The sequence below is a fragment of the Pseudomonas sp. NPDC087614 genome (assembly GCF_044743485.1).
Taxonomy (GTDB): Bacteria; Pseudomonadota; Gammaproteobacteria; order Pseudomonadales; family Pseudomonadaceae; genus Aquipseudomonas; species Aquipseudomonas baetica_A.
Map to the genome: position 1 here is coordinate 16424 of NZ_JBIUWN010000013.1, position 23601 is coordinate 40024.

26 protein-coding genes and 2 pseudogenes are annotated in these 23601 nt (G+C 59.5%); 14 read left to right on the top strand and 14 right to left on the bottom strand.

Going from position 1 to position 23601, the window contains the following annotated elements; all coding sequences use genetic code 11:
• Position 1: 1 nt before the first annotated feature.
• The 3 genes from tusD to ACIOWA_RS07555 all read right to left on the bottom strand — a co-directional run bounded on the left by tusD (position 2) and on the right by ACIOWA_RS07555 (position 1565).
• On the bottom strand, positions 2–394 hold the full coding sequence (gene tusD, locus ACIOWA_RS07545; RefSeq protein WP_401159077.1) for a sulfurtransferase complex subunit TusD: 393 nt from the start codon (positions 392–394) through the stop codon (positions 2–4).
• A 111-nt stretch (positions 395–505) separates the two neighbouring features.
• Positions 506–1210: a YoaK family protein gene (locus ACIOWA_RS07550; RefSeq protein ID WP_339434092.1), complete on the bottom strand. Its 705-nt coding sequence runs from the start codon at positions 1208–1210 to the stop codon at positions 506–508.
• A 25-nt stretch (positions 1211–1235) separates the two neighbouring features.
• Entirely contained in the window at positions 1236–1565 is a 330-nt protein-coding gene (locus tag ACIOWA_RS07555; RefSeq protein ID WP_401159080.1) for a DUF6388 family protein, read from the bottom strand.
• Between the two features lie 135 nt (positions 1566–1700).
• On the opposite strand from ACIOWA_RS07555, the gene ACIOWA_RS07560 reads away from it, so the two are divergent.
• Complete coding sequence (locus ACIOWA_RS07560; protein ID WP_401159082.1) at positions 1701–2051, top strand: hypothetical protein; 351 nt, start codon at positions 1701–1703, stop codon at positions 2049–2051.
• 85 nt (positions 2052–2136) lie between these two features.
• Here ACIOWA_RS07560 and ACIOWA_RS07565 read toward each other — a convergent pair whose 3' ends face one another.
• Positions 2137–2562: a GNAT family N-acetyltransferase gene (locus ACIOWA_RS07565; protein WP_339434094.1), complete on the bottom strand. Its 426-nt coding sequence runs from the start codon at positions 2560–2562 to the stop codon at positions 2137–2139.
• A 150-nt stretch (positions 2563–2712) separates the two neighbouring features.
• On the opposite strand from ACIOWA_RS07565, the gene ACIOWA_RS07570 reads away from it, so the two are divergent.
• From ACIOWA_RS07570 to ACIOWA_RS07595, 6 genes and pseudogenes are all read left to right on the top strand, one after another.
• On the top strand, positions 2713–3150 hold the full coding sequence (locus ACIOWA_RS07570; protein ID WP_339434095.1) for a hemerythrin domain-containing protein: 438 nt from the start codon (positions 2713–2715) through the stop codon (positions 3148–3150).
• 222 nt (positions 3151–3372) lie between these two features.
• Positions 3373–4008 carry a lytic polysaccharide monooxygenase auxiliary activity family 9 protein gene (locus ACIOWA_RS07575; protein ID WP_339434096.1) on the top strand — a complete coding sequence of 212 codons (636 nt, stop codon included), beginning with the start codon at positions 3373–3375 and terminating at the stop codon, positions 4006–4008.
• Positions 4009–4051: 43 nt separating this feature from the next.
• Positions 4052–5053 (top strand): annotated as a pseudogene (locus tag ACIOWA_RS07580) (chitinase); the annotation flags it as partial.
• A gap of 115 nt (positions 5054–5168) precedes the next feature.
• Positions 5169–5759, top strand: a complete 591-nt coding sequence (locus ACIOWA_RS07585) for an NUDIX domain-containing protein (protein WP_339434098.1) — start codon at positions 5169–5171, stop codon at positions 5757–5759.
• Positions 5760–5956: 197 nt separating this feature from the next.
• Positions 5957–7684: a gamma-glutamyltransferase gene (ggt, locus tag ACIOWA_RS07590; protein ID WP_339539006.1), complete on the top strand. Its 1728-nt coding sequence runs from the start codon at positions 5957–5959 to the stop codon at positions 7682–7684.
• Positions 7685–7752: 68 nt separating this feature from the next.
• Complete coding sequence (locus ACIOWA_RS07595) at positions 7753–8286, top strand: cysteine hydrolase family protein (RefSeq protein WP_401159085.1); 534 nt, start codon at positions 7753–7755, stop codon at positions 8284–8286.
• Here ACIOWA_RS07595 and ACIOWA_RS07600 read toward each other — a convergent pair.
• Positions 8258–8563, bottom strand: coding sequence for a TetR family transcriptional regulator C-terminal domain-containing protein (locus tag ACIOWA_RS07600; protein WP_339495215.1), 306 nt, complete (start codon positions 8561–8563; stop codon positions 8258–8260). The genes ACIOWA_RS07595 and ACIOWA_RS07600 overlap by 29 nt on opposite strands.
• A 185-nt stretch (positions 8564–8748) precedes the next feature.
• On the opposite strand from ACIOWA_RS07600, the gene ACIOWA_RS07605 reads away from it, so the two are divergent.
• Entirely contained in the window at positions 8749–9384 is a 636-nt protein-coding gene (locus ACIOWA_RS07605; RefSeq protein WP_339434102.1) for a hypothetical protein, read from the top strand.
• A gap of 41 nt (positions 9385–9425) precedes the next feature.
• Here the strand turns inward: ACIOWA_RS07605 and ACIOWA_RS07610 are convergent, their stop codons facing one another.
• The gene (locus ACIOWA_RS07610; protein ID WP_339434103.1) at positions 9426–9971 is read right to left on the bottom strand and encodes a hypothetical protein; all 546 of its coding nucleotides are present in this window, start codon (positions 9969–9971) and stop codon (positions 9426–9428) included.
• Positions 9972–10023: 52 nt separating this feature from the next.
• Entirely contained in the window at positions 10024–10341 is a 318-nt protein-coding gene (locus tag ACIOWA_RS07615; RefSeq protein WP_339434104.1) for a hypothetical protein, read from the bottom strand.
• Between the two features lie 173 nt (positions 10342–10514).
• On the opposite strand from ACIOWA_RS07615, the gene ACIOWA_RS07620 reads away from it, so the two are divergent.
• The gene (locus ACIOWA_RS07620; RefSeq protein ID WP_339434105.1) at positions 10515–11960 is read left to right on the top strand and encodes a SulP family inorganic anion transporter; all 1446 of its coding nucleotides are present in this window, start codon (positions 10515–10517) and stop codon (positions 11958–11960) included.
• 53 nt (positions 11961–12013) lie between these two features.
• Here ACIOWA_RS07620 and ACIOWA_RS07625 read toward each other — a convergent pair whose 3' ends face one another.
• Entirely contained in the window at positions 12014–12526 is a 513-nt protein-coding gene (locus tag ACIOWA_RS07625; RefSeq protein ID WP_401159088.1) for a carboxymuconolactone decarboxylase family protein, read from the bottom strand.
• 133 nt (positions 12527–12659) lie between these two features.
• Here ACIOWA_RS07625 and ACIOWA_RS07630 point away from each other — a divergent pair, with 133 nt between their 5' ends.
• Entirely contained in the window at positions 12660–13475 is an 816-nt protein-coding gene (locus tag ACIOWA_RS07630) for a cupin domain-containing protein (protein WP_401159090.1), read from the top strand.
• 3 nt (positions 13476–13478) lie between these two features.
• On the opposite strand, the gene ACIOWA_RS07635 is transcribed toward ACIOWA_RS07630, so the two are convergent.
• A complete protein-coding gene (locus ACIOWA_RS07635; protein WP_401159092.1) occupies positions 13479–14372 on the bottom strand; it encodes a DMT family transporter in 894 nt (297 codons plus the stop codon).
• Positions 14373–14463: 91 nt separating this feature from the next.
• On the opposite strand from ACIOWA_RS07635, the gene ACIOWA_RS07640 reads away from it, so the two are divergent.
• Both ACIOWA_RS07640 and ACIOWA_RS07645 read left to right on the top strand, forming a co-directional pair.
• Positions 14464–15795, top strand: a complete 1332-nt coding sequence (locus ACIOWA_RS07640) for a PLP-dependent aminotransferase family protein (RefSeq protein WP_401159094.1) — start codon at positions 14464–14466, stop codon at positions 15793–15795.
• 55 nt (positions 15796–15850) lie between these two features.
• Entirely contained in the window at positions 15851–16252 is a 402-nt protein-coding gene (locus ACIOWA_RS07645; protein ID WP_401159096.1) for a c-type cytochrome, read from the top strand.
• Between the two features lie 13 nt (positions 16253–16265).
• On the opposite strand, the gene ACIOWA_RS07650 is transcribed toward ACIOWA_RS07645, so the two are convergent.
• The 3 genes and pseudogenes from ACIOWA_RS07650 to ACIOWA_RS07660 form a co-directional block, all read right to left on the bottom strand.
• A complete protein-coding gene (locus ACIOWA_RS07650) occupies positions 16266–17942 on the bottom strand; it encodes a diguanylate cyclase (protein WP_401159098.1) in 1677 nt (558 codons plus the stop codon).
• A 160-nt stretch (positions 17943–18102) separates the two neighbouring features.
• Positions 18103–18345: pseudogene (locus ACIOWA_RS07655) on the bottom strand (hypothetical protein); the annotation flags it as partial.
• Positions 18346–18468: 123 nt separating this feature from the next.
• The gene (locus ACIOWA_RS07660; protein ID WP_339433851.1) at positions 18469–19038 is read right to left on the bottom strand and encodes a chorismate mutase; all 570 of its coding nucleotides are present in this window, start codon (positions 19036–19038) and stop codon (positions 18469–18471) included.
• 196 nt (positions 19039–19234) lie between these two features.
• Between ACIOWA_RS07660 and ACIOWA_RS07665 the strand changes: the two genes are divergently transcribed.
• The gene (locus ACIOWA_RS07665; RefSeq protein WP_339433850.1) at positions 19235–20593 is read left to right on the top strand and encodes an MATE family efflux transporter; all 1359 of its coding nucleotides are present in this window, start codon (positions 19235–19237) and stop codon (positions 20591–20593) included.
• Positions 20594–20667: 74 nt separating this feature from the next.
• On the top strand, positions 20668–21225 hold the full coding sequence (locus ACIOWA_RS07670) for a YceI family protein (RefSeq protein WP_339495230.1): 558 nt from the start codon (positions 20668–20670) through the stop codon (positions 21223–21225).
• Between the two features lie 17 nt (positions 21226–21242).
• On the opposite strand, the gene ACIOWA_RS07675 is transcribed toward ACIOWA_RS07670, so the two are convergent.
• Positions 21243–22280, bottom strand: a complete 1038-nt coding sequence (locus tag ACIOWA_RS07675; RefSeq protein WP_339495232.1) for an AraC family transcriptional regulator ligand-binding domain-containing protein — start codon at positions 22278–22280, stop codon at positions 21243–21245.
• Positions 22281–22288: 8 nt separating this feature from the next.
• Positions 22289–23203 carry a GGDEF domain-containing protein gene (locus tag ACIOWA_RS07680; RefSeq protein WP_339433847.1) on the bottom strand — a complete coding sequence of 305 codons (915 nt, stop codon included), beginning with the start codon at positions 23201–23203 and terminating at the stop codon, positions 22289–22291.
• Between the last annotated feature and the right edge of the window lie 398 nt (positions 23204–23601).

Consider the following 23601-nt stretch of genomic DNA (forward strand, 5'->3'; position numbering starts at 1 on the left):
CTCACGCACCTCCGAAACAGATCAGGCGGTCAGCGTCTTGCACCGCGTCATGCAACTGGCCGAGGCCGGACAGTTCCCACGGCGCACTGACGCAGACGGCGTCGCGTTGATAGCGCTTGGCTTCGTCGTCGTTCAGCACCCCTCGGCGCAGGGCCGCGGCGATGCACACCACGCCGTCCAGTTGTTGCTCGCTGATGAAAGCGCGCCACTGCTTGGGCACGTCCAGTTCGTCCTGCGGGGTGACCACCGCGTCGCAGGCGTTGTAGACGCCGTCCTGATAGAAAAACAGCCGGACAATCTCATGCCCAGCGGCCAGTGCGGCCTGCGCAAACAGCAGGGCACGGCGCGAGGAGGGCGCATGGGCGGCGGAAAACAGCGCAATGGCGAACTTCATGACGGACTCGATCAGCAAAACTGCGGCCATGATAAAGCTTTATCGGCGAGGCGGCTAAATCGATGTTGCCTGCTGGCGATAGCGAAGTGTCAGGCAAAAAACGCTGAGTCGTCAGCGCGGCATGTAACCCAATTGCCAGCGCCTGGGGATTTTCAGAGAGAGCAGCCCGATCATCGCGGCCAGCACACCGCTGACGAACATTGCCTTGAGTCCTAAATGATGTTCCAGCACCGCGCCCACAATTGCGCCGACAAACATCCCGCTCCACGGCACGAGCTGCACGCGCCAGCCACTGCGGCGCTCGCCGAGCAACCATCGGCCCAGGCCGCGTCCAAACCGCGATAACGCGCCGGTGACATAGGTGAGCCCAACCGGTAGGCCGTTCACTTCTTCGACGGACGCGTTGAGCATGCCCATCGCAATAATCGCTGCGAGCAGCGCCGGCAGTTGCGTGTCAAACGGCCAGGCCGCCGACGCGCAGAGCAGGGTGGCGATGCAGAGCAGCAGCGGCAGCGCCCGGCGCCCGCCGAGACGCGCGACGAGTACGCCCAAGGCGTTACCGACAATGAACGTCACGACAAGAATCACCAGGCGCACGGTCAGCCCGATATCGCCATCACTGATCGCCACCGCCAGTCGGGTGGTGTTGCCGCTCATGAACGAAACGAAGTCGCCGCTGGCCATGAAGCCGATGGCGTCGGTCATCCCGGCCAGTACCGACAGGCTGGCAACCAGTGCCAGGCCCACACGCCCGCGCCATTTTTGCTTGTGCAGATGGCCGGGGCTGGCGCGGTGAGTCGAGGCGGATGGCAGCATCGGCGAAAGTGTCCTTGAGCGGCGGTTAGGGTTCTATGCCATACAGATCGCAGTATTCCAGCCATTCCATGCCGGCCATCTCCGCGACTTCACGATGTACCTCCAGACGTTGCGCCTGATACTCCTCAGGCGAATTGGCGGTCAGTTTCAAGGTCAGTTCCCAAGCGAACAAGCCAAGGCTTTCTGCCTCCTCTTCGTAGGCTTCGTGCAGACGTTCTTCGCGAAACTGCGCTTGGGTTTCGCCTTTGGCCTGGGCCAGCAATGGATTGAGGTGGTCGAGGGTTTCGCGCAAATCAGGCCGCGCGTCGAGAAATAGTTTCAGGGCATGTTCATGTCGCTGGTCGGTAGGCGCCATGTGTTTTCCTTTGTGAGGCTGATGACCTTAGGTTGCCGTAGCTGACAGCGCATGTCGCGCTATAAATGCAGTAAAGCAGAACGATTTCTGCTGCTGCGATGATACAGTCCGCTTTTTTCTGAACGGGCGAACGCAATGCGAATTTTGATGGTAGCGCTGGCGGCGACGCTGCTGGCCGGTTGCGCGGGCTCCGCGATGAACGATGCTCGCACCAAAACCCCTTACAAGGTTTTGACTTCGGACAAGGCGGAGAAAGTAGTGGCTCAGTGCGTGCAATTCGGCTGGCAGGATGAAGCGGTTTTCGGCGTGGATGCCGCCGCGTATCTGGAATCGCGCCAGCAGGGTGGCACGACGGTTTATACCCGTTCGGCTGAGTCGTTTGTCGATGTGCTGACGGGGCCATCGGGCACGACGCTGAATTATTACGCGCAGAAGGACGATTTTATCGCCAAGCGGCGGTTGGCGGCGTTGGCGACTTGTCTCTGATCGTGGGTTGAAGCGTCGCAAGCCCGCCCCACCTTTGAAATGCCTTTCAATGTGGGGCGGCTTGCTTACAAAAGCGCTACTGAATTCAATCTACAAGCCGCTTCTGGAAAAAGTGCCGCTTGTGCCCCAGCGGATAATCCGTAATCTCGCCACACTCGCTATAGCCCACTTTCTTGTAAAACTCAGGCGCCTGAAACGAGAAGGTGTCCAGCCAGATCCCCACGCAGTCTTTCTTGCGCGCAAGCTCTTCGGCCATCTGCATCAATTTTGAGCCGATGCCCTGACCGCGGCCCTCTTCCGGCACCGCCAACAGTTCAATGAACATCCACCGATAGAACGTGTGGCCATACAGGCCGCCAAGGATCGCGTCATGCTCGTCACGGACCAAAAGTGCAATGGGCTCCAGTGTCGAGGGGCCTGCTTTGGCGACGTTGTGGGCACGCAGCGGCGCCAGGATGGCGTTGCGTTGTTCTTCGTTCGGGTTCTCTGACAACTCGATGCGCAAGTTCATGCATGACTTCCTTGTGGAGTAAGGCGCCAGACTATCCTGCCTGGTGGTCGTGTTCCAAGCGTCAGTTTAAAACCGCTGGAACCACCGCTCCCGCGCCGGGGTCTAGCCATTTACAGCGTCATTCCAGCACGCGGTTGATGAGGACACCCCATGAACATTTTCGAAGCCCTTCGCGAGAGCCACGACCGCCAGCGCAGCTACGCCAAAGCCTTGGTCAAGACCAGTGGCGACAGCCCCGAGCGGGTCGAGGCCTACAAACAGCTCAAAGCCGAACTGCAAGCTCATGAAACGGCTGAAGAGCGCCACTTCTACATCCCGCTGATGGAGTTCGACAACGGTGTCGATCTCAGCCGTCATGCCATTTCCGAGCACCATGAAATGGACGAAATGATGGAAGAACTGGACGAGACCGAGATGTCCAGTCCGGCATGGCTGGCGACGGCTAAAAAGCTCTCGGACAAGGTCCACCACCACCTTGAGGAAGAGGAGCAGAAGTTCTTCCAGATGGCCGGAAAGTTGCTCGACGAGAAACAGAAAGAGCAGCTCGCCGGGCAGTACGAAAAGGAGTTCCAGGCTCAACTGCCTTGAGTCGCCGATGCACGATTTTGTAACATCGACGCGTACGCCTTTGGCTATGTGTCGAGTACGAGTCGCCACAATGCACTGTGTTTATATCCAGTGTTTCGGTCACTTTACCGATGATGCCCGGTCTGACTGCGACAAAACCGCCGATGGACAAAAAATCCGTCTCCGTTAGCTTGAAGGCCTCTCCTCGCAAAGGAGAGTTCTTAAATCAACGGAGTGAAAAACATGAATCAACCACAAGTACAAACCCAACTGCGACACGGTCGCGTCACTTCCCCGGCGAGCCGGGGTGCGGTCGCTATCGAGCAAGGACTGCTCGGTGCCTGGCAGGTCAATGAAATGGAAGGTGGCAAGAACTTCCCGGCACTGGCTGCCGGGCCGTTTCCGGCGCCCTACGAAACCGACTCTGACAGTGTCGCGCCACCTGCTGACGGCTACATTCTCAGCGGCGGCAAGACCGATCCCCGCGACTGCGTGAACTTCACCAACGACGAAATGAGCAAAAAGCTCGGTCGTCCGTTCGCCTGGCCGCTGCTCAATGTCACACCGGGGCAGACCCTGGAAATCAAGTGGGAATACACCGCGCCGCACACTACGCGTGGTTATCGCTGGCTGATCACCAAGGATGGCTGGGACTCGAACCAACGCATTACCCGCGCCCAACTGGAAGCGCAACCGTTCTTCGAAGACTTCTACACTCAGGTGCCGTATTACAGCCATTCGGCCGAGATGAAGGCCAAGGTTAACCACGAGGTAAAGCTTCCGACGAACAAGAAGGGGCATCACGTCATCGTACTGATGTGGATCGTCGCCAACACCGGCAACGCTTTCTATCAGGCCTTCGACGTCGACTTCAAATAACGGCGCAACGTCGCCAAACCCACACGTTCTGAAGGATTAGAACATGTCAAAAATTGATTTTTCTCTGGTGCAAAACGCGGCGAGCGATGCTGCTGCGCTGATGCCGAGCATTGCCGGTAAAAAAATCCTCATGGGCTTCTGGCACAACTGGCCGGCGGGGCCGAGCGACGGGTATCGTCAGGGCCGATTCGCCAGCATCGAGCTGGAGGATGTACCCAAGGAATACAACGTGGTCGCCGTGGCCTTCATGAGGGGCAACGGTATCCCGACCTTCAAGCCATTCAACGTTTCCGATGCCGAGTTCCGCCGCCAGGTCGGCGTGCTCAACAGTCAAGGGCGGGCCGTCCTGATTTCCCTGGGTGGCGCCGATGCGCACATCGAGTTGCGCAGCGGTCAGGAGCAACCGCTGGCCAATGAAATCATCCGTCTGGTGGAAACCTACGGTTTTGATGGGCTGGACATCGATCTTGAACAGAGCGCGATTGATTTCGCTGCCAACAAGACGGTGCTGCCGGCAGCGCTGAAACTGGTCAAGGATCACTACGCCGGCCAAGGCAAGCACTTCATCATCAGCATGGCCCCGGAGTTCCCGTATCTCACCAGCACCGGCAAATACGTCGGCTACCTGCAAGCGCTGGAAGGCTACTACGACTTCATCGCCCCGCAGTTCTACAACCAGGGTGGCGACGGGGTCTGGGTGCCTGAGGCCAACAACGGTGCCGGTGCGTGGATCGCGCAGAACAACGACGCGCTCAAGGAGGACTTCCTGTATTACCTGACCGAAAGTCTGGTGACGGGGACTCGGGGATTCACGAAGATCGCGGCGGACAAATTCGTCATCGGTCTGCCGGCCAACGTCGATGCGGCGGCCACCGGTTATGTGATCGACAAAACCGTGGTGGGCAACGTGCTCAAACGGCTGGCCATCAAGGGGCATCCGATCAAGGGCCTCATGACTTGGTCGGTTAACTGGGACAACGGTGTGAGCAAGGACCGCGTGCCGTACAACTGGGAGTTCAGCCGGCGTTATGGGCCGCTGATTCACGGAACCCTTGCGAGTTAGTCGCAACTGAGTGAGCCCGGTAGCGCTGCCGGGCTTTTTTTGTTGCAGAGATTATTCGACCATGGCTGCCTACCGATGAAAAAAGGGATCAGGCGCCATGTCTACCACCGCCGAGCGGGTCAATATCATCGACACTCAGGTGTTGTCCCACGACTGGTATCTATTGAAGAAAATCACCTTCGACTATCACCGAAATAACGGCGAGTGGCAGCGCCAGACTCGCGAGGTGTATGACCGTGGCAATGGCGCAGCGATTCTGCTGTTCAATCGCGAGAAGCGTTCGGTGGTATTGACCCGTCAGTTCCGCTTGCCGGTGTTTGTCAACGGCCATGACGGTTTGTTGATCGAAGTGGCGGCGGGGTTACTTGAAGGTGAGGCCCCTGAACAACGGATTCGTGCCGAGGCCGAGGAAGAAACCGGCTATCGCGTCAGTGAAGTGAAGAAGGTGTTCGAGGCGTACATGAGTCCTGGCTCGGTGACCGAGAAACTGCACTTCTTCATTGCCGAATACGATGCAGCATCGAAGGTCAGCGAAGGTGGGGGCCTGGAAGAAGAGACGGAAGAACTGGACGTGCTGGAGTGGTCTTTTGATGATGCGATGGCAGCGTTTTATCGCGGCGAGATCTGCGATGCCAAGACCATCATGCTATTGCAATATGCGGCGATGAAAAACCTGTTCGCTGCCTGAACCCGGATCGAACCTGCTGTTGCTTCAGAGCGACCCCGTATTGGCGAGGGTGGGCTGCAAAGTGACTTGGAATTTTTTGCCAGCGCTGTGCCCGAGAGCGGGCAGGCGCAATGCGCAAACCCGGCCATACTGCTTGATGCGTTTGAAGCGTTCCCCTCTGTTTTGCACAGCCCCTAAAACAAAAAAGAGATCGACTCATGAAGTACGAACCGTTGACCAAATCGCTGATTGCGACCTCACTGGCACTCAGTTGCGTGATGGCTCACGCCGCGTCGGTGGCGCCGGTTGCCGCCGAAAACGGCATGGTGGTGACCGCGCAACACCTGGCCACTCATGTGGGCGTCGATGTATTGAAAAGTGGCGGTAACGCGGTGGATGCGGCGGTGGCGGTGGGTTATGCGCTGGCGGTGGTTTATCCCGCTGCGGGCAATCTTGGTGGTGGCGGCTTCATGACCATTCAATTGGCGGACGGGCGCAAGACCTTCCTCGATTTCCGCGAAAAAGCCCCACTGGCCGCGACCGCCAACATGTACCTCGACAAGGAAGGTAACGTCATCCCCGACCTGAGTACCCGTGGGCACCTGGCGGTCGGCGTGCCCGGCACTGTGTCCGGTATGGAATTGGCGCTGAGCAAGTACGGGACCAAACCACGCACGGAGATGATCGCCCCGGCGATTAAATTGGCCGAGGACGGATTCGAGCTGGAGCAGGGTGACGTCGAGCTGCTCGAATACGCCACCGACGTGTTCAAAAAGGACATGCGTGATTCCGGCTCGATTTTCCTCAGCAACGGCGAGCCGATGCAGGTCGGGCAAAAACTGGTGCAGAAGGACCTCGGCAAGACCCTGCGCACCATTTCCGAAAAAGGCGCCGACGGTTTCTATAAAGGCTGGGTGGCCGACGCCATCGTCACGTCCAGTCAGGCCAACAAAGGCATCATCACTCAGGCCGACCTCGATAAATACAAGACGCGCGAGCTGGCGCCCATTGAGTGCGATTACCGAGGCTATCACGTGGTTTCGGCACCACCACCGAGCTCCGGCGGTGTGGTGATCTGCGAGATCATGAACATTCTTGAAGGCTATCCGATGAAGGATCTGGGCTTCCATTCGGCCCAAGGCATGCACTACCAGATCGAAGCGATGCGTCACGCTTACGTGGATCGCAACAGCTACCTCGGCGATCCGGATTTCGTGAAGAATCCGATCGGGCACCTGTTGGACAAAAACTATGCGACCCAGCTGCGCAATGCGATCCAGCCGCAGAAGGCCGGCGTGTCGGCTGAGTTGAAACCCGGCGTGGCGCCCCATGAAGGTAGCAACACCACGCACTATTCGATCGTCGACAAGTGGGGCAATGCGGTGTCGGTCACTTACACCCTCAATGACTGGTTTGGCGCGGGCGTGATGGCGAGCAAGACCGGGGTGATCCTCAACGACGAAATGGACGACTTCACCTCCAAGGTCGGCGTGCCGAATATGTACGGTCTGGTGCAGGGCGAAGCCAACGCCATTGCGCCGGGCAAGGCACCGCTGTCGTCGATGAGCCCGACCATCGTCACCAAGGACGGCAAAGTGGTGATGGTGGTCGGCACGCCGGGCGGAAGCCGCATCATCACGGCCACCTTGCTGACCATGCTCAACGTCATCGACTACGGCATGGGCTTGCAGGAAGCGGTCGATGCGCCGCGCTTTCACCAGCAATGGATGCCGGAAGAAACCAACCTCGAAGACTTCGCCGCCAGCCCGGACACGAAGAAGATCCTCGAGAGCTGGGGCCACAAGTTTGCCGGGCCGCAGGATGCCAACCACATTGCCGCGATCCTGGTGGGTGCGCCGTCACTGGGCGGTCAGCCGGTAGGGAAAAACCGTTTCTACGGCGCCAACGACCCACGTCGCAATACCGGGTTGTCGCTGGGTTACTGAAAGGCGTAAAAAAAGGGGGCGGGCTCGCGTCCGTCCCCGCCTCAAGGATTGATCAAGGAAGGCTCATCATGACAACCGCATTACTGATCATCGACGTCCAGCATGCCCTGTGCTCGGGCCAATACCAGTGCTACGACGTCCTCCGCGTGATCGACACCATCAACGACCTCAGCGCCCGCGCGCGTCAGTCAGGGGTTCCGGTGGTGTTCATTCAACATGAGGAAAACGACAGCCCCCTGGCTCATGGCGCCGAAGGCTGGCAACTCGCCGAAGGGCTTGAGACCTCGGCGAACGATCTGCGAGTACGCAAAACCACACCGGACTCTTTCTATCAGACCGATCTGAGCAAGCTGCTGCCGATCGAAGACTTTGAAAGCCTGGTGATCTGCGGCCTGCAAACCGACTACTGCGTCAACGCTACCGTGCGCCAGGCCCATCAGTTGGGTTACGACGTGGTGCTGGCCTCGGACGCTCATTCCACCCTTGATAACGGCAACATGAAGGCTGAAGACATCATTGCCGAACACAACAAAGACCTCGCGCACCTGACCGGTTCCGTGGCGCGGGTCGACGTCAAACCTGCCGTCGATATCGTGTTCTAGCCACACCGAGTCGTCCATGTGGGAGCGGGCTTGCTCGCGAAAGCGGTGGGTCATTCAACATTGCACTGCGATTCGGCGTGCAGCAATCACGGCATTCAGCCGGCGACTGCTGACTGCCGAACAGCCGTTCAGCGCTGGACACTTCGGCGATGCACGGATGCTCGCGAGCGATCCGAATTCGCGCCGCCACATAGGCGCGCAAGCCGATCAGCGGATCATCGCTTTCGCGCAGCACCGCCGAGGCTTCCCGCAGCGGTTCGACAAAACCCGGCAGCACTTTGCAGTAAAGGTTTTCCTTGGTCTGGAATCAGTCAGCTCGTTTGGCATCAGTGAAGACAAATTTTTTGCCAGTTTTTCCCATTCAGTCTTTCCCCAAACGGTCGCGCGCTCTAGAATCCGCCCGGCTTCCGAGGTGGAGGCGTATTGCCATCATTCGGCATTGTTTACAGAGGGACAGACATTATGCAATTCGGGAAAGTCCTGGCGCTGGGCCTGGTCATCACGCTGGGCGGTTGCGCCAGTTTCACCCAAGATGAAGTGGCGCCGGTGACACTGCCGTCGATGGCCAATTACGCCAATAAGCCAAATGTTTATGTTGATTTCGATTTCTATCAGGGCGAGCCGAAAAGTGCCTCTGCCACTGAAGTGCCGCAGGCGCGCGATCAACTCAAGCCACAACTGCAGAAAATCCTCTCCGACTCCGGCCTGTTCGGCCGTGTCACTCTGGACGAATTTCAGAAGCAGCCGGGCGACTACAACCTGCGTTTGAAGGTGTACAACCATCCGCCTAATGGTGGGCAAATGGTGCTGGCGTTCATCAGCGGTTTCAGCATGATGGTGATCCCGGCTTATGGCACCGATCAGTACACCATGAGCCTGGAAACCCTCGATGATCAAGGTCAGGCGACGACGACCGCGAGCAATCACGATGCAATTGGCACCTGGTTCGGTATCTGGTTCATCCCGCTGATGGCCAACACGCCTAAAGAGGCAATGAGTGACACCTTCACTCGCCAGGTCAACGCACTGCTCAAGCAAATGGTCGAGCGCAACAGCCTGAAATACTCATCACTTGGAGCCCAAATCCCACGGGCCTGAAGCCAAAAAAAGAGCCGCGATTGCGGCTCTTTTTTTGTCTGTTACTTCAATGCCTGAACGAACTGCGGATCGCTGTACAGTTCCTTCAGAAGGTCACGCAGCATCGGGTTGTAAGCGTTGACCGCGTTCGGGATCGCAATAAACCCGAAGAAGCTGCTGCTCCATTGGCTGCTGACATCCTTGGTCGCGTCGTACACCACATCGTTGCCGTTGAGCAGGGTGAAACGCGCAGCCAGTTTGCCGTTACCCGTGCCCATGCCGGCGCTGAGTTCGTTCTTCACCACCAGCACTTTCAACTGACGCTGCGCTTGCGGATCCAGCAGACCGGCCTTGCGCAGTTCTTCGGTGATGGCGTCCTGGATGTGCGCCGGGATGCTGCCGGACGGTGAACGGACAGGATTGGCGCGCACAAACAGCGAGCCTTCACCGGATTGCGCGGTGACCTGAGGATTGCTGATCGCATGCAGCGGCGGGGTTTGTTTGAGCTTCTGGACGTTTTCGTAGCTCGGTTCATAGCGGGTCATGGTCATGCCACACCCTTGCAGCAACAGCGCCAACATCGGGATCAACAATAGCGACTTCTTCACGGCAGTTCCTTGCGTGGGAATATAAGGGGGGCGAATTATGGGCATAGTGCCATCATTGAGCAACCGTGTTCGCCGGCCCCATCAACAAGGCTTCAACCTGCGCCAATTCCCAGGTACTGAGCAAACTCACCGGATCAGTGCCATAGCGCTGCCACGTCTCAAGCGTGCCTTCCTGGCCATCGGGATTGCGGGCGTATTCACAGTGATGCAACTGTTGTCCTGCAAAATCCAGCAGCAGGTGCCAGCCTTCGATGTCGACCACTACCCATCCTGATCCGGTGGATGTTTCGCACACCTTGAGCGCGAGTACGCCCAGCGCAGCCTCACGCAATCGTTGGCAAACCTCGCGGGCGGTCAGAAATACAGCCATGTTCGAACTCGATCAGTGCACAAGAGCGCCAGCATAAAGCGCGGGTCCACAAGTGTCAGCGATCACTGGCCCCATCGCGGACAATTCCGTAACATTCGCAACCCTCTTTTGCGCAACACTCTTTTCACCCAATAAAAGCGGCCGTGTTTGTCGGCCGCTCAATCAGGTAAGCCATGAAACCGATACGTCTGCGCGCCGATGTCCTGGCCGGACTCACTACCTCGTTCGCCCTGTTGCCCGAATGCATTGCATTTGCGCTGGTGGCCCACCTCAATCCGCTGATGGGCCTGTACGGCGCCTTCATCATTTGTACGCTGACCGCGTTGTTCGGTGGCAGGCCTGGGATGGTCTCCGGTGCGGCAGGTTCGATGGCGGTGGTAATCGTTGCGCTGGTGGTGCAGCAAGGCGTGCAATATCTGCTGGCAACGGTGTTGCTGGGCGGTTTGATCATGATGGCGTTCGGGCTGTTGCGCCTGGGTAAACTGGTGCGAATGGTGCCGCACCCGGTGATGCTCGGCTTCGTCAACGGCCTGGCGATCATCATTGCGCTGGCGCAACTGGAGCATTTCAAGAGCGGTGAAGACTGGCTCAGCGGCACGCCGCTGTACCTGATGACCGGGCTTGTGCTGTTGACCATGGCTATCGTCTACATCTTGCCGCGCCTGACCCGTGCGGTGCCGCCGGCACTGGTGGCGATCCTCGGTGTTGGCCTGCTGGTGTATCTGCTCGGCCTGCCGACCCGCACCCTCGGTGACATGGCGCATATCGCTGGTGGCCTGCCGACCTTCGCGTTGCCGGACATCCCGTGGAACTTTGAAACCCTGCGCATCATCGCCCCCTACGCGATCCTGATGGCGCTGGTCGGCCTGCTGGAAACCCTGCTGACCCTCAACCTCACTGACGAAATCACCGAAACCCGTGGCTACCCGGATCGCGAATGCGTGGCGCTGGGTGCGGCGAACATGGTCTCCGGTGCCTTTGGTGGCATGGGCGGCTGCGCGATGATCGGCCAGACCGTGATCAACTTGAGCTCTGGCGGGCGCGGGCGTTTATCCGGCGTGGTGGCGGGCGTGCTGATCCTGTTGTTCATTCTGTTTCTGTCGCCGCTGATCGAGCGTATTCCGCTGGCGGCGCTGGTCGGCGTGATGTTCGTGGTCTCGCAGCAGACCTTCGCGTGGGCCTCGTTGCGGGTGGCGAACAAAGTGCCGCTCAACGATGTGCTGGTGATCATCGCTGTGACCATCATCACCGTGTTCACCGATCTGGCCACGGCGGTGCTGTGCGGGATCATCATCGCCGCGTTGAATTTTGCCTGGCAGCAGGCTCGCGAGTTGTACGCCGATCAGCACATGGAAGCCGACGGCAGCAAACTCTATCGCTTGCACGGCACGCTGTTTTTCGCCTCGGCGACGCCGTTCCTCAACCAGTTCGACCCGGCCAACGATCCGCAAAAAGTGACGCTGGATTGCCGGCATTTGAGCTTTGTCGATTACTCGGCGATTGCCGCGCTGAAAACCCTGCGTGAGCGTTACGAAAAGGCCGGCAAGCATTTGCAGGTGTTTCATCTGTCGGAACGCTGCAAGAAACTGCTCAAACGTGCCGGAGTGGAGCACCACTGATCAACAGTGGGAGCCAGCAACCTGGCTCCCACAGGGTTTTGTGTATCCAGGTTTCAGATTGCCGGGAAATCGATATCGGTCAACGCTGCATTGTTCAGGTAGTTGGTCAGTGTCTGTACCGCCACCAGCGCAATCACCTCAATTATTTTCGTGTCATCGATCCCGGCAGCGCGGGCGGCGGCAATCTGCTCATCGCTCAACTGACCTCGGCTTTCGGTGAGTTGATGGGCGAGGGCGGCGTAGGCATTGAGTTCGCCCTGACGCGCTGCGCCGATGTCCTGCGTCGATAGTCCGGCCTTGCTGGCAAACAGGGTGTGCGCCGCCAGGCAATAATCGCAACCGTTGACCTGCGAAGTGGCGAGGTAAACCGCTTCTTTCTCCTTGGCGCTCAGCGAGGTTTTACCGAGTATCGCGGAGGCTTGCAGGTAGGTCTCAAGCGCCACCGGGGCCTTGGCCAGTGTGGTGAACACGTTGGGCAGGAAGCCGATTTTCTTTTTTACGCCTTCGAGTACCGGGCGGGTGGCGTCGGTGGCGGTGTCGAGGCTGATAGCGTGGATGCGGCTCATGGTGATTCTCCGAAAGTCCGGTGCGAAGTGCACCGGCGATGGAGAGGATGTTAATGAGGGTGACTGGCGTATTGGCTGCAAATCGTCGAGGATATGCGACAGTTCGTCCAGATATGCCGTTGAGGAGTCGCCCATGGATCGCCTTTCCACGTTACTCAGTCATTTCGCTGTCCATGCCGGCACGTTTCACAGCGGCAACTTTTGCGGCGTCAGCGTTCACGACGGCGAGCCAAACGGGCATGTGCATCTGCTGCAGGCGGGGGAGTTGTTGCTCAAACCGGGCAATGAGCGTGAGATACGACTCGATGAACCGTCGCTGGTTTTTTTTCCCAGACCCTTTGCCCACCGAATGTTTGCCGACGAGTCCATGGACACGAGAGTGGTCTGCGCGACACTGACCTTTGACGGCGGCTCCGGAAACGCTCTGGCGGCCGCGCTGCCGGATTATCTGGTGCTCAAACTCACCGAGATCCCCGAGCTGGGCAATACCCTGGAGTGGCTGTTCAAGGAAGCTTTCGAAGGGCATTGCGGGCGCGTCGCCGTGATGGATCGGCTGTTCGAATTGCTGGTGATTCTGCTGTTGCGCCACCTCATCAGCAATCGTGACCAACAACCGGGGATGATGGCCGGGCTGGCCGATCCGCGTCTGTCTCGCACCTTGAACCTGATACACGAACAACCGGCAAAACCTTGGAGCGTGGCTGACCTGGCGACTGCTGCCAATCTGTCCCGCGCCGGATTTGCCGAGCAGTTTCGCCGCGTCGTCGGGCAGACTCCGGCCGATTACCTGCTGAGTTGGCGGGTCAGCCTCGCGCAGAAACGCCTGCGCGAGGGCAAACCGATTGCACTGATCGCCGAAGAGGTCGGTTACGAAAGTCCTTCGGCGCTGGCCCGGGCGTTTCGACGCAAGACCGGATCAAGCCCTCGGGAGTGGAAGGCCGGCACTTGAGCATTACCGGGCGAATTTCTTCGCCCCGGCCACACACACAATCACGCCCAGCGTCACCGCGAGCATGCCGATGCTGACTTGTTCATGCAGCAACGTCGCGGCCAGCGCCAAACCGAAAAACGGTTGCAGCAACTGCAACTGCCCCACTGCCGCGATCCCGCCCTGCGCCAGTGCGCGATACCAGAACACAAACCCGATCAACATGCTGAACAGCGACACGTAGGCCAGGCACAGCCACGCCGACAGGCTGATGTGATTGAGCGAGGCGGGCGCCAGCCACAGACTCAACAGTGCCATCACGGGTAACGACAACACCAATGCCCAGCAGATCACCTGCCAGCCGCCGAGGCTTCGCGACAGTTTTGCGCCTTCGGCATAACCCAGGCCGCACGCCAGAATCGCCGCGAGCATCAGCAAGTCACCGGTGGGCGAGGCGCTGATACCCTGGGATAGCGCGAAGCCCACCACGAAGGCACTGCCCAGAAGCGAAAAGCCCCAGAACACCGGTCGAGGCCGCTCACCGCCGCGCAGCACGGCGAACATCGCAGTAGACAGTGGCAGCAATCCTACAAAAACAATCGAATGCGCCGACGTGACGTGTTGCAACGCGAGTGCGGTCAACAGTGGAAACCCAAGCACCACACCCATGGCCACAATCAGCAACGACCGCCACTGAGTCGGTGCCGGTCGCCGCGCTCGAAACAACCACAGCCATGTCACCGCCAACAACCCGGCGATGGCGGCGCGCACCACGGTGAGAAACACCGGATCGAACTCCAGCACCGCCACCCGCGTGGCCGGCAGCGATCCGCTGAAGATCACCACGCCGATAAAACCGTTGATCCAGCCGCTGGTTTTTTCCACGGCCGGGTGAGTCAGGTTCGAAATCCGTTCCATGTTAAGGCACGCTCAAAGGTGGGGTTGCATTGCCGCCATGCTGGGGCCGAAAATCAGCACAATCAAAGAATTGTCATGGATACATTCCGACATGCCACGCTCGCGCTACAAGACCCTCGTTGACCTCTACGCCGCCGATATTCGCGCGGGCCGTTTGGCGCCCGGTACGCGATTGCCCACTCATCGAGAACTGGCCGCCAAAGAGGGGTTGGCGTTGGTCACGGCCTCGCGGGTGTACGCCGAACTGGAGGCGATGGGCCTGGTCAGCGGCGAGACCGGACGAGGGACGTTTGTGCGTGAAACGTCGTTATCGGCGGGGCTGGGCATTGATCAAAAGGACGTAGCGGTCGGCATGATCGACCTCAATTTCAATTACCCGTCGCTGCCCGGTCAGGCTGACCTGTTGCGCACTGCGCTGCGGCAATTGGCATTGTCCGGTGATCTCGAAGCGCTGCTGCGCTACCAACCCCACGCGGGTCGTCAACACGAACGCGCCTCTGTCGCTCGACACTTGCAAACCCGTGGCGTACAGGTCGACACCGAGCAAGTGCTGATCGTTAACGGTGCCCAGCAAGGTCTGGCGGTGACGTTGATGGCGCTGCTCAAACCGGGCGACGTGATCGCGGCGGATGCGCTGACCTATTCCGGGTTCAAGGTGTTGGCCGAGGCCCTGCATCTGGAAGTGGTGGCGATCCCGCTCGGCGATCAGGGGCCGGATCTTCAGGCGCTGGAAACGCTCTGTCGCAGCCGTTCGGTGCGCGCCGTCTACAGCATGCCGACCCTGCACAATCCGTTAGGGTGGGTGACGCCTCTTGAGCAGCGTGAGCAAATGGTCGCGATTGCCCGGCGGCATGATCTGACCATCATTGAAGATGCGGCCTACGCGTTTCTGGTGGAAAACCCACCGCGTGCGTTGGTCGACCTGGCGCCTGAGCGCACGGTGTACGTGTCGGGACTTTCCAAGAATATTGCCACGGGCCTGCGCGTCGGCTTTATCGCGGCGCCTGCGCCCAGGGTGCCGGCACTGGAGCGCATCATTCGCGCTACCACCTGGAACACGCCGGGCGTGATGACGGCGCTGGCCTGCGGCTGGCTCGACGACGGCACCGTCACACGGCTTGAAGAACAAAAACGCCAAGACGCCAAGGCGCGCCAGGCATTGGCCGCCGAGTGGCTCAAAGGGCTGACCTGCATCGGCCATCCGTCCTCGTACTTCCTGTGGCTCCCGCTGCCGGAAGACGTGCGCGCCGATCAAATGGTCGTCGAATTGATGCACGAACAGATTTCGGTCACCACCGCCGAGCCGTTTTCCGTGTCGACCCATGCGCCACACGCGATTCGCCTGGCATTGGGCTCGGTGGACATGGCGGTGTTGCGCCAGGCCTTGACCACTGTCAGAAAGGTCGTTGGCGCTTACCTGTGAAAACCAAAGTGCTACCCTTGCGCCGCCCGTCTTTTATGCCGACCCGGAACCCTAAATGAAAAACCGCGCGTCACTGTCTTCAGTTCTGATCCTCACGGCTGGCTTGCTCAGCACCACTGCCCACGCCGCAGGCGACCCTGAAGCCGGCGCAAAAATCTTCCCGCGCCTGTGTGGCGGCTGCCATCAGGTCGGCGAATCCGCTCGCCCGGGATTTGGCCCACAGCTCAACGGCATCATCGGTCGACCGGCCGGGACGTCGGCGAATTACGTGTATTCCGAAGCAATGAAGAACTCAGGGGTGACCTGGGATCACGAAACACTGAAGGCTTACCTGAAAGATCCCAAGGGCGTGGTGCCGGGCACGCGGATGATTTTCTGGGGGCTGAGCGACGAGGAAAAACTCGAAAATCTGCTGGCGTATCTGCAGATGTTTTCCCCGGTAGGCGCTGCCCAGTGAAACCAGGCAACGCCTACGGTTGTGTCGGCGTTGCACTGTAACCGTGGCTGGCCACTTGATTACGACCCGCCGCTTTGGCCTGATACAACTGCTGATCCGCGCGCTTGATCAGATTGCCGGGGCTGTTGTCCGCCGGGTCAGCCAACCCGACACCAACGCTGACCGTCACCTGCCCGGCGGTGGCGAAATCAGCCTCGGCAACTGCAGCGCGGATCTTCTCGGCGACCCTCTCAGGCGTGTCGGGCATGCTGATTTCCGGCAGCAGTACGGCGAATTCCTCACCGCCGTAACGTGCCACGAAGTCGGTGGTGCGCAGGCTGGTCTGAATCAATTGCGCCAATTGTTGCAGCACTTCGTCGCCGACCGCATGACCGTGGGTGTCATTGATGCGTTTGAAGTGGTCGGCGTCGATCAGCAGTAACGCGAACGGCCGCCCCGTGCGCCGGAACAGCAGGCTGTATTCGGTGAGTTTTTCGTCGAAACGGCGACGGTTGAAGACGCCGGTCAGGGCGTCGTGAGTCGCGAGGTTCAGCAACTCGGCGTTGGCCTGCATGAGGTCGGCGGTGCGTTGTGCCACGGTGGCTTCGAGCGTGGCGTTGGCTTGCTGCAGTTCGCGCTCTTTGCCGAGCAGCGAATGGGTCATCGCCTCGATTGACTGGCCGAGCTGGGCAATTTCCCGAACCGGATGTTGAAGAGGGAAGTGCGCGCCGGGCTGGTTGTCCTGTACCTGTTTGGCCGAGCGCGCGAGTTGCTCGATCGGACGGCTCAGATACAGCGCCAGGTAATACGCCACCACACCAAATATCACGGCTGCGAAAACCCCAAGAATCAACAGCTTATAGAGCAGCAGGTGTGCCGGTTGCAGTGCGGTTTCCAGTGGCTGACGTAAGGCAATCGACCACGACAGTTCCGTGGTTGATGGCGTGGGCACGGTGACCATGCTGGTCAGATAACCGTTACCGACGGACCATCCGCTCGACTTCGAATCGTTCGTTGCCAGTTGCTGGCCCATCAGGGCTTCGGGATACAAGACCTTCCCGTCGTTATCGATGATCAGCGCCTCAATGTCCGGCGAAGCGTTCTTGTGCGAAAACGCCGCCGATTCGACGATACGCGTGATCCAGCTCCAGTGAGCGTGGGCGCCGAGCACGCCAATCACCTGGCCCTCGGCATTGTGGATGGGAGCGGCAAAATCGATAAAACGCAGCGGTTCGCCGTTTGGCATGCCCGGGAGTAACTTGGCCAGCAGCACGGCTTCATGGGGATCACCGGTGTATTGGCCACGTAACCCGGCCTGAAACCACGGTCGTTGCTGCACCGATTGACCGACCAACAGCCCATTCACGGCTTGATGTACGCGACCCTCGGCGTCGGTTACGCCCATCCACGCGTACTCGGTACGCGCCTGAGTGCGCAACTGCATCGACTTCAGAATCGCCGGGTTATCGAGATCGCCACGCTCCAGATGAGGCGCCCGGCTGAGCATATAAACCTCAAGCTGGCGCTCGCGCAGTTGTTCGCCGAGCGACGTGGCCGCCGACCGCGCAGTATTGAGCAGCGCATTACCGCTGGCCTGTTTCATCTGTTCGGTGGCGATGTGCCCGACATAAAAGCCGACACTCAACAACGTCAGCAGGGACAAACCGGTAAACCAAAGGGTGAGGTGGCTACGCAGACTGGCTTTGAGCATGAGCGATGTCTGTCTTTGTGTGAGTGGCGCCATGGTATGCGACATCGTCGATGGGCTGCCAGCGATGTGGTTGATGAAACGTGCCGAAACAGTGGACGCAAAAAAGCCCGGCTGATCAGGCCGGGCTCTTCGATGGGACAGTGGTGGCGCCAGTGATTCATGCAACGCGGCGTTCGATCAGACGATCCGAGCCACCCTCGGCAACGCGGCGTTCGATCAGACGATCCGAGCCACCCTCGGCAACACGGCGTTCGATCAGACGATCCGAGCCCCCTTCAGCGACACGACTTTCAATCAACCGATCCGAGCCGCCTTCAGCGACCAGGGTGTGAACGGGAGTGGCGGCAAAAGCGTTAACTGCGAAAACCGAGAAAGCGAGACTGAGAAGGGTTTGGCGTTTCATGATCGTGTGCTCCGAGGTGTATTGGGTTTGTCTGGAGCCGATGTTACGCCGCGGATTTTTTATGAGAACTTCATTGACGTGATGGTGACTATCGATGCCAGCGATGTCTGCCCGAACCCCGTCCTACGGGGCTATTGCCCGAATACACAACTCCCCGGTTGCGCGGGTCAGCGCCAACGCATGCAACGCGTCATGGGTCAGACCGCTGCGCGCCTTGGCGAGCCAGGCCGGGCAACTGGAATCATGACGATAAGGCGCAAAGTCGGCATATTGCTGCAGCAGACGGGTTTGCAGTTCATCCAGACGCGGGCGAATCTGCTTGCCCAGATCCGGGCGCGGCGTGTTCGGCGCGGCACCGGCCGCTTGCCATTGGGCCAGCAAACCGTATTGCACCAGTTTGTTGGCTTCCATTTGCGCGGCAATCAACTGCGAGACATCTTCCGGATCGAGCTTGCGCTCGCTGGCCAGCGTGCGGGCATTGGCGATGACCTGCGCTTCCCGTGGACTGTCCTGAATCGGTTTGCCGCTGTCCCACTTGGTCAAAGCGACGAGATCGCCGATATTCAGGCGTTCGTTCAGTGTCAGCAGCAACGGTTGCAAGGACTCAGGAGCTGGCGTCGATGTAGCAGCGTGAGAAGTGCCAGCGAGTAAGGCTAGGCCAGTGCTGATCAGCAGCTTTCGAAAGGGGGGCATGAACAGAACCTCAATGGATGACATTAACGGGTTGTTGTTTACCACAACTGCGAACCGACACATAACAGACCCATGCCCGTTACACAGACAAGGTGCGCAAGAATCAACACTGACTGAAATGTTAATTGCACCCCGCACCCAACTCACCGAAGCTATCCTCAATCAGCCTTCCCGCCGTCGAGATGGACCTCATTTAATGCAAACCCCCACCGCCACCAAACCCCTCTGGCAAACCTACCTGCTGTTCCTTGCGCCGATGGTGCTGTCCAACTTCCTGCAATCGATGTCGGGCACGATCAACAGCATCTACATCGGTCAGATGCTGGGCACCCAGGCGCTGGCGGCGGTGTCGGGCATGTTTCCCGTGGTGTTCTTTTTTATCGCTCTGGTGATTGGCCTGGGTGCGGGCGCGGGGGTGTTGATCGGTCAGGCATGGGGGGCGCGCGAATCGCACATGGTCAAGGCGATTGCCGGGGCAACGCTGTTGCTTGGGGTGTTGATTGGTCTGGTGGCAGCGGTGTTGGGCAGTGTGTTTGCGCGGCAGGCGTTGACGGGGTTGGGCACGCCCGCCGACGTGCTGGACGATGCGGTGGCGTATGCCCATGTGATGATGTGGATTTTGCCGTCGCTGCTGGCCTTTGTGCTGTTCACGCAGTTGTTGCGCGGGGTGAGCGACACGGTTTCGCCACTGCTGGCACTGATGGTGTCGACCTGTGTGGGGCTTGCGCTGACACCGGCGTTGATTCGTGGCTGGTTCGGCTTGCCGCAACTGGGCATCCAGAGTGCAGCGTTTGCGGGGCTCGCCGGCAACCTGTCGGCGATGGCGTGGCTTGCATGGCGGCTGATCCGCAAGGGTCATCCATTGGCGCCCGATCGCGAGTTCTTTAAAGCGCTGCGCCTGGACGGGGTGATTCTTGGCAAGGTCCTGCGTATCGGCCTGCCGACCGGCGTGCAGATGATCGTGCTGTCGCTGTCGGAACTGGTGATTCTGGCGCTGGTCAACCAGCACGGCTCGCAAGCGACGGCGGCGTATGGCGCGGTGACGCAGATCGTCAACTATGTGCAGTTCCCGGCGTTGTCGATTGCGATCACCGCTTCGATCCTGGGCGCACAGGCCATCGGGGCCGGGCGGCTGGAGCGCATGGGGCCGATCCTGCGCACGGGGCTGTTGATCAATGTGTGCCTGACCGGTGGCCTGATTGTGCTGGGCTATGTGCTGTCGCACTGGTTGCTGGGGTTATTCCTCACCGACGACTCGACCCGAGCAATGGCTGAACACCTGTTGCACATCATGTTGTGGAGCCTGTTGGTGTTCGGTTTCCAGGCAATCATCGGCGGGATCATGCGCGCCAGTGGCACGGTGTTGGTGCCGGTGGTGATTGCGATTGTCTGCGTGGTGGGCGTGCAATTGCCGGCGGCGTATTGGCTGGACGGGCACTTTGGCTTGCAGGGTGTGTGGATGGCGTTTCCGGTGGCGTATCTGGGCATGCTGGTGTTGCAGACGTTGTATTACAAACTGGTCTGGCGGCATCAGAAGATTGAACGCCTGGTCTAGTGGTTGGCATAACCGCCCGTTGTTTGCTTAAGTCAACCGAGTCCCTCGACGGCAAGCGCTGCCCGGAGAACCCCATGTCGATCCGATTGCTGTTGGCCGCTGTGTTGTCCCTCTGCGCTGTACCCGCCGCGCGCGCTGTCGAGTACACCCGGGTCAACACGCATGCCAGTCAGATCAGCTTCACCTACAGCCAGATGGGCTCGCCGATGTACGGGACCTTCGGCCAGTTCGACGCGACGCTGGACTTCGATACCGACAACCCCGCCAGCGCTCACACCTTCTTGCGCATCTACCTGAAGAGCATTGATGCCGGCAGCGAAGATGCCAATACCGAGCTGGTCAAATCGGCATGGTTCGACACCGGGAAATTCCCGGTGGCGGTGTTCGAATCGGGTCGCGTCAGCCAGGTTTCCGACAATCACTACCTGATCGACGGCAAACTCACCCTCAAGGGCATCACCCGCGAAGTGCAGGTGCCGGTGCAATTGAAATCAGGCAGCAATATCGGCATTTTCGACGGTGCATTGCTGCTCAAACGTGATGAGTTCGGCCTCGGCGCGGGGGAGTGGGCGGACACCTTTGTGTCCAGGGACATCGCTATCAAGTTCAAGATCGTGGCACCACAGCGCTGAGGTGCAGGCATGTCCTTTCAGTGGCTGCCAAACAACTGGCGGATCAGGTTGGGGGTGCTGCCGGTCCAGCGCTTGAATGAGCGGCGAAAGTTTGCCGCATCACTGAAACTCAGGTACTCGGCCACTTCCTCGTTGCTCATGCCTTTGACCTGATACAGGTACAGCGCGACGTGTTTGCGCACCAGGTCCACTTGTTGCTGGAACCCGGTGTTGTGTTTTTGCAGCTTGCGCTTGAGGGTGGCCGGGCTCATGGCGAAAACCTGTGCGGCTTGTTCCAGGCTTGGTGGCTGACGGACGTGATCCTGCAAGTGGCGATACAGGCAATCGGTGAAGCTTTCGGTAAAGCCCAATTGCTCGATCTGTCGCAAGGCTTCCTGGCGGGCGACCTGACCGGCCGTCGCCGATGCTCCCGGCCATGGCCGGGCGAGAAATTCCCGCGGAATGCGCATCAGATCCAGCGGTCGCTTGAACTGCGTGTGCTCGCCCAGGTGCACCCAATATTGCTCGACATAACGCGGTTCAGCGTGACTGAAACTGCATTCCCATGGCAGGCGTTGGCCGCTGAGCCACTGACTCATGGCCACCAGCGAAGTCATGCCTGCTTCCAGCAGAAACCGCCATTGCTCGCCGGCGCCGCAGCTGTCCAGCCAGTAGATGTAGGCAAAGCTGTCATCGAGTAACAGGCGCGGCGTCATCAATGGACTGAGCAGGGCCTGTTGCTGCACCAGTGTGTCAAGCGCTTGATGCAGGTTTTGTGCGTGGCGCAACGCATGGCTGGCGGCCCCGTAGTGCCCGGGCAGCAAGCGTTGACCGAACAGGAAACTGCTGTCATCGGCGTCGAGCAAACGGCGACTGTTACCGATCAGACCGAGAAACTGCTGCGCACTGAGGCGAGTCTGGCCGGCCAGAATGTCTTCGTGAAACAGCCCCGTGCCGCGTAGCAGCCGATGGCTGTCGATGTCCCGCGAGAGCGCCAGGTCGATCAGCGTTGCGGGTTGGTAATGCCCGGGAATGAAACGACTGTCGGTTTCGTACCAATTGGTTTTGACGGTCATGGTTGGCCTCAGGCGCTTTTGGCCAGCGGCGACTTGGCGCGTGCCAGCGCCAGGTTCAAGCGTTTGAGCAGCACTTCAGGCGTTTCCTCCAAAGCCATCACCACCGCTGTGCTGGCCGACAGTTGCAAGCGTTCGCCATGTTGCCGGGTCTTGTGCGCCAGGGCCTGCACGCTGAGTTGCAGTTCTTGCGCCAGCAGTTGCGCCTGACGCTCGCCGGTATTGGGTAGCAACACCACAAAACGGTCGCCGGCCAGACGACACAGCAGATCCTGACGGCGCAGGTTCAGCAGCAGCAAATGGCTGAGGGCTTGCAACACGGCATCGCCTTCGACATGCCCGTAGGCCTGATTGATCGCGGCGAAGTTATCCAGGTCGAGCACCAGCAACGACAGTGGTTGTTGCTGCACGAGGCTCTCGGCGAGGCTGGCAGTCAGTTGCCGTTTCAGGTAATCGGCGCTGCCCAGCGGAGTGAGTTTGTCGAACAGCCGATGCTCACGGAACAGTCGCTCGCGTTTCTCCATCTGCGCGCTGATTGCCAGTTGCTCACGGTGCCAGTGATAGATGCCGATGGTCAGCAGGATCATGCCCACGGGCATCGGCCCGGATTCGAGCCAGTGATCCCAAGTGATGCTGGCGGGCAGACGGATGAACTCGTCGAGCCAGTCGATCCACCAGGAAAAGAAAATGCAGCTCAGGCCCAGTGCCAGGTAGTTCGTGACCCGTCCGGCCGGGCGGCTTTTCAGCACTAGCCCCAGCCAGACCAGTGCCAGCAGCGCCGAACCGCCTTCGCCGATGATGTCCAGCCAGACCCACTCTCTGGACGATTTGAGCTCCCCGCACGCCAGAAGCAGGAGTAACCCGAGGTTGGCCGTCAGCAGCAGTGCGGCGAGTTTCCAACGGTGGGGTTTGAGCACTGAGAACATGGCCGCGATCCTTTGGCGAAAAAGCAATGCGCGCCAGCACAGCAGATGTTTGTGACAGCCGGGTGACGGTGGCGGGAGGTCGAATCAGCTCACTGAGGCAGGTGAATTTTTTCAAAAACACCTCCGGCCCTGTGGGAGCGGGCTTGCTCGCGAAGGCTTCGAGTCAGTCAACGCATCGCGCCATGACACACCGCCTTCGCGAGCAAGCCCACTGCCACAGAGAGAAGTCGTGTGCGCAAGAGGTCATTTCAGCTCATTTGTCGCGGTGAATGCCGGCAAACCCCCGGTTTACAGGGTCCTTCGCCCAACCCTGTCACAGAAGCGTCATGCCTCATCCCTAGCTTGCCCTTCCAGTTGCCGGGCCACTTGCCTGGCCTGACCGGACTCTTATGGGGGAG

Coding starts and splice junctions, on each gene's coding strand:
- tusD (WP_401159077.1), bottom strand. CDS start 394: ATGAAGTTCGCCATTGCGCTGTTTTCCGCCGCCCATGCGCCCTCCTCG.
- ACIOWA_RS07550 (WP_339434092.1), bottom strand. CDS start 1,210: ATGCTGCCATCCGCCTCGACTCACCGCGCCAGCCCCGGCCATCTGCAC.
- ACIOWA_RS07555 (WP_401159080.1), bottom strand. CDS start 1,565: ATGGCGCCTACCGACCAGCGACATGAACATGCCCTGAAACTATTTCTC.
- ACIOWA_RS07560 (WP_401159082.1), top strand. CDS start 1,701: ATGCGAATTTTGATGGTAGCGCTGGCGGCGACGCTGCTGGCCGGTTGC.
- ACIOWA_RS07565 (WP_339434094.1), bottom strand. CDS start 2,562: ATGAACTTGCGCATCGAGTTGTCAGAGAACCCGAACGAAGAACAACGC.
- ACIOWA_RS07570 (WP_339434095.1), top strand. CDS start 2,713: ATGAACATTTTCGAAGCCCTTCGCGAGAGCCACGACCGCCAGCGCAGC.
- ACIOWA_RS07575 (WP_339434096.1), top strand. CDS start 3,373: ATGAATCAACCACAAGTACAAACCCAACTGCGACACGGTCGCGTCACT.
- ACIOWA_RS07585 (WP_339434098.1), top strand. CDS start 5,169: ATGTCTACCACCGCCGAGCGGGTCAATATCATCGACACTCAGGTGTTG.
- ggt (WP_339539006.1), top strand. CDS start 5,957: ATGAAGTACGAACCGTTGACCAAATCGCTGATTGCGACCTCACTGGCA.
- ACIOWA_RS07595 (WP_401159085.1), top strand. CDS start 7,753: ATGACAACCGCATTACTGATCATCGACGTCCAGCATGCCCTGTGCTCG.
- ACIOWA_RS07605 (WP_339434102.1), top strand. CDS start 8,749: ATGCAATTCGGGAAAGTCCTGGCGCTGGGCCTGGTCATCACGCTGGGC.
- ACIOWA_RS07615 (WP_339434104.1), bottom strand. CDS start 10,341: ATGGCTGTATTTCTGACCGCCCGCGAGGTTTGCCAACGATTGCGTGAG.
- ACIOWA_RS07620 (WP_339434105.1), top strand. CDS start 10,515: ATGAAACCGATACGTCTGCGCGCCGATGTCCTGGCCGGACTCACTACC.
- ACIOWA_RS07625 (WP_401159088.1), bottom strand. CDS start 12,526: ATGAGCCGCATCCACGCTATCAGCCTCGACACCGCCACCGACGCCACC.
- ACIOWA_RS07630 (WP_401159090.1), top strand. CDS start 12,660: ATGGATCGCCTTTCCACGTTACTCAGTCATTTCGCTGTCCATGCCGGC.
- ACIOWA_RS07635 (WP_401159092.1), bottom strand. CDS start 14,372: ATGGAACGGATTTCGAACCTGACTCACCCGGCCGTGGAAAAAACCAGC.
- ACIOWA_RS07640 (WP_401159094.1), top strand. CDS start 14,464: ATGCCACGCTCGCGCTACAAGACCCTCGTTGACCTCTACGCCGCCGAT.
- ACIOWA_RS07645 (WP_401159096.1), top strand. CDS start 15,851: ATGAAAAACCGCGCGTCACTGTCTTCAGTTCTGATCCTCACGGCTGGC.
- ACIOWA_RS07650 (WP_401159098.1), bottom strand. CDS start 17,942: ATGCTCAAAGCCAGTCTGCGTAGCCACCTCACCCTTTGGTTTACCGGT.
- ACIOWA_RS07660 (WP_339433851.1), bottom strand. CDS start 19,038: ATGCCCCCCTTTCGAAAGCTGCTGATCAGCACTGGCCTAGCCTTACTC.
- ACIOWA_RS07665 (WP_339433850.1), top strand. CDS start 19,235: ATGCAAACCCCCACCGCCACCAAACCCCTCTGGCAAACCTACCTGCTG.
- ACIOWA_RS07670 (WP_339495230.1), top strand. CDS start 20,668: ATGTCGATCCGATTGCTGTTGGCCGCTGTGTTGTCCCTCTGCGCTGTA.
- ACIOWA_RS07675 (WP_339495232.1), bottom strand. CDS start 22,280: ATGACCGTCAAAACCAATTGGTACGAAACCGACAGTCGTTTCATTCCC.
- ACIOWA_RS07680 (WP_339433847.1), bottom strand. CDS start 23,203: ATGTTCTCAGTGCTCAAACCCCACCGTTGGAAACTCGCCGCACTGCTG.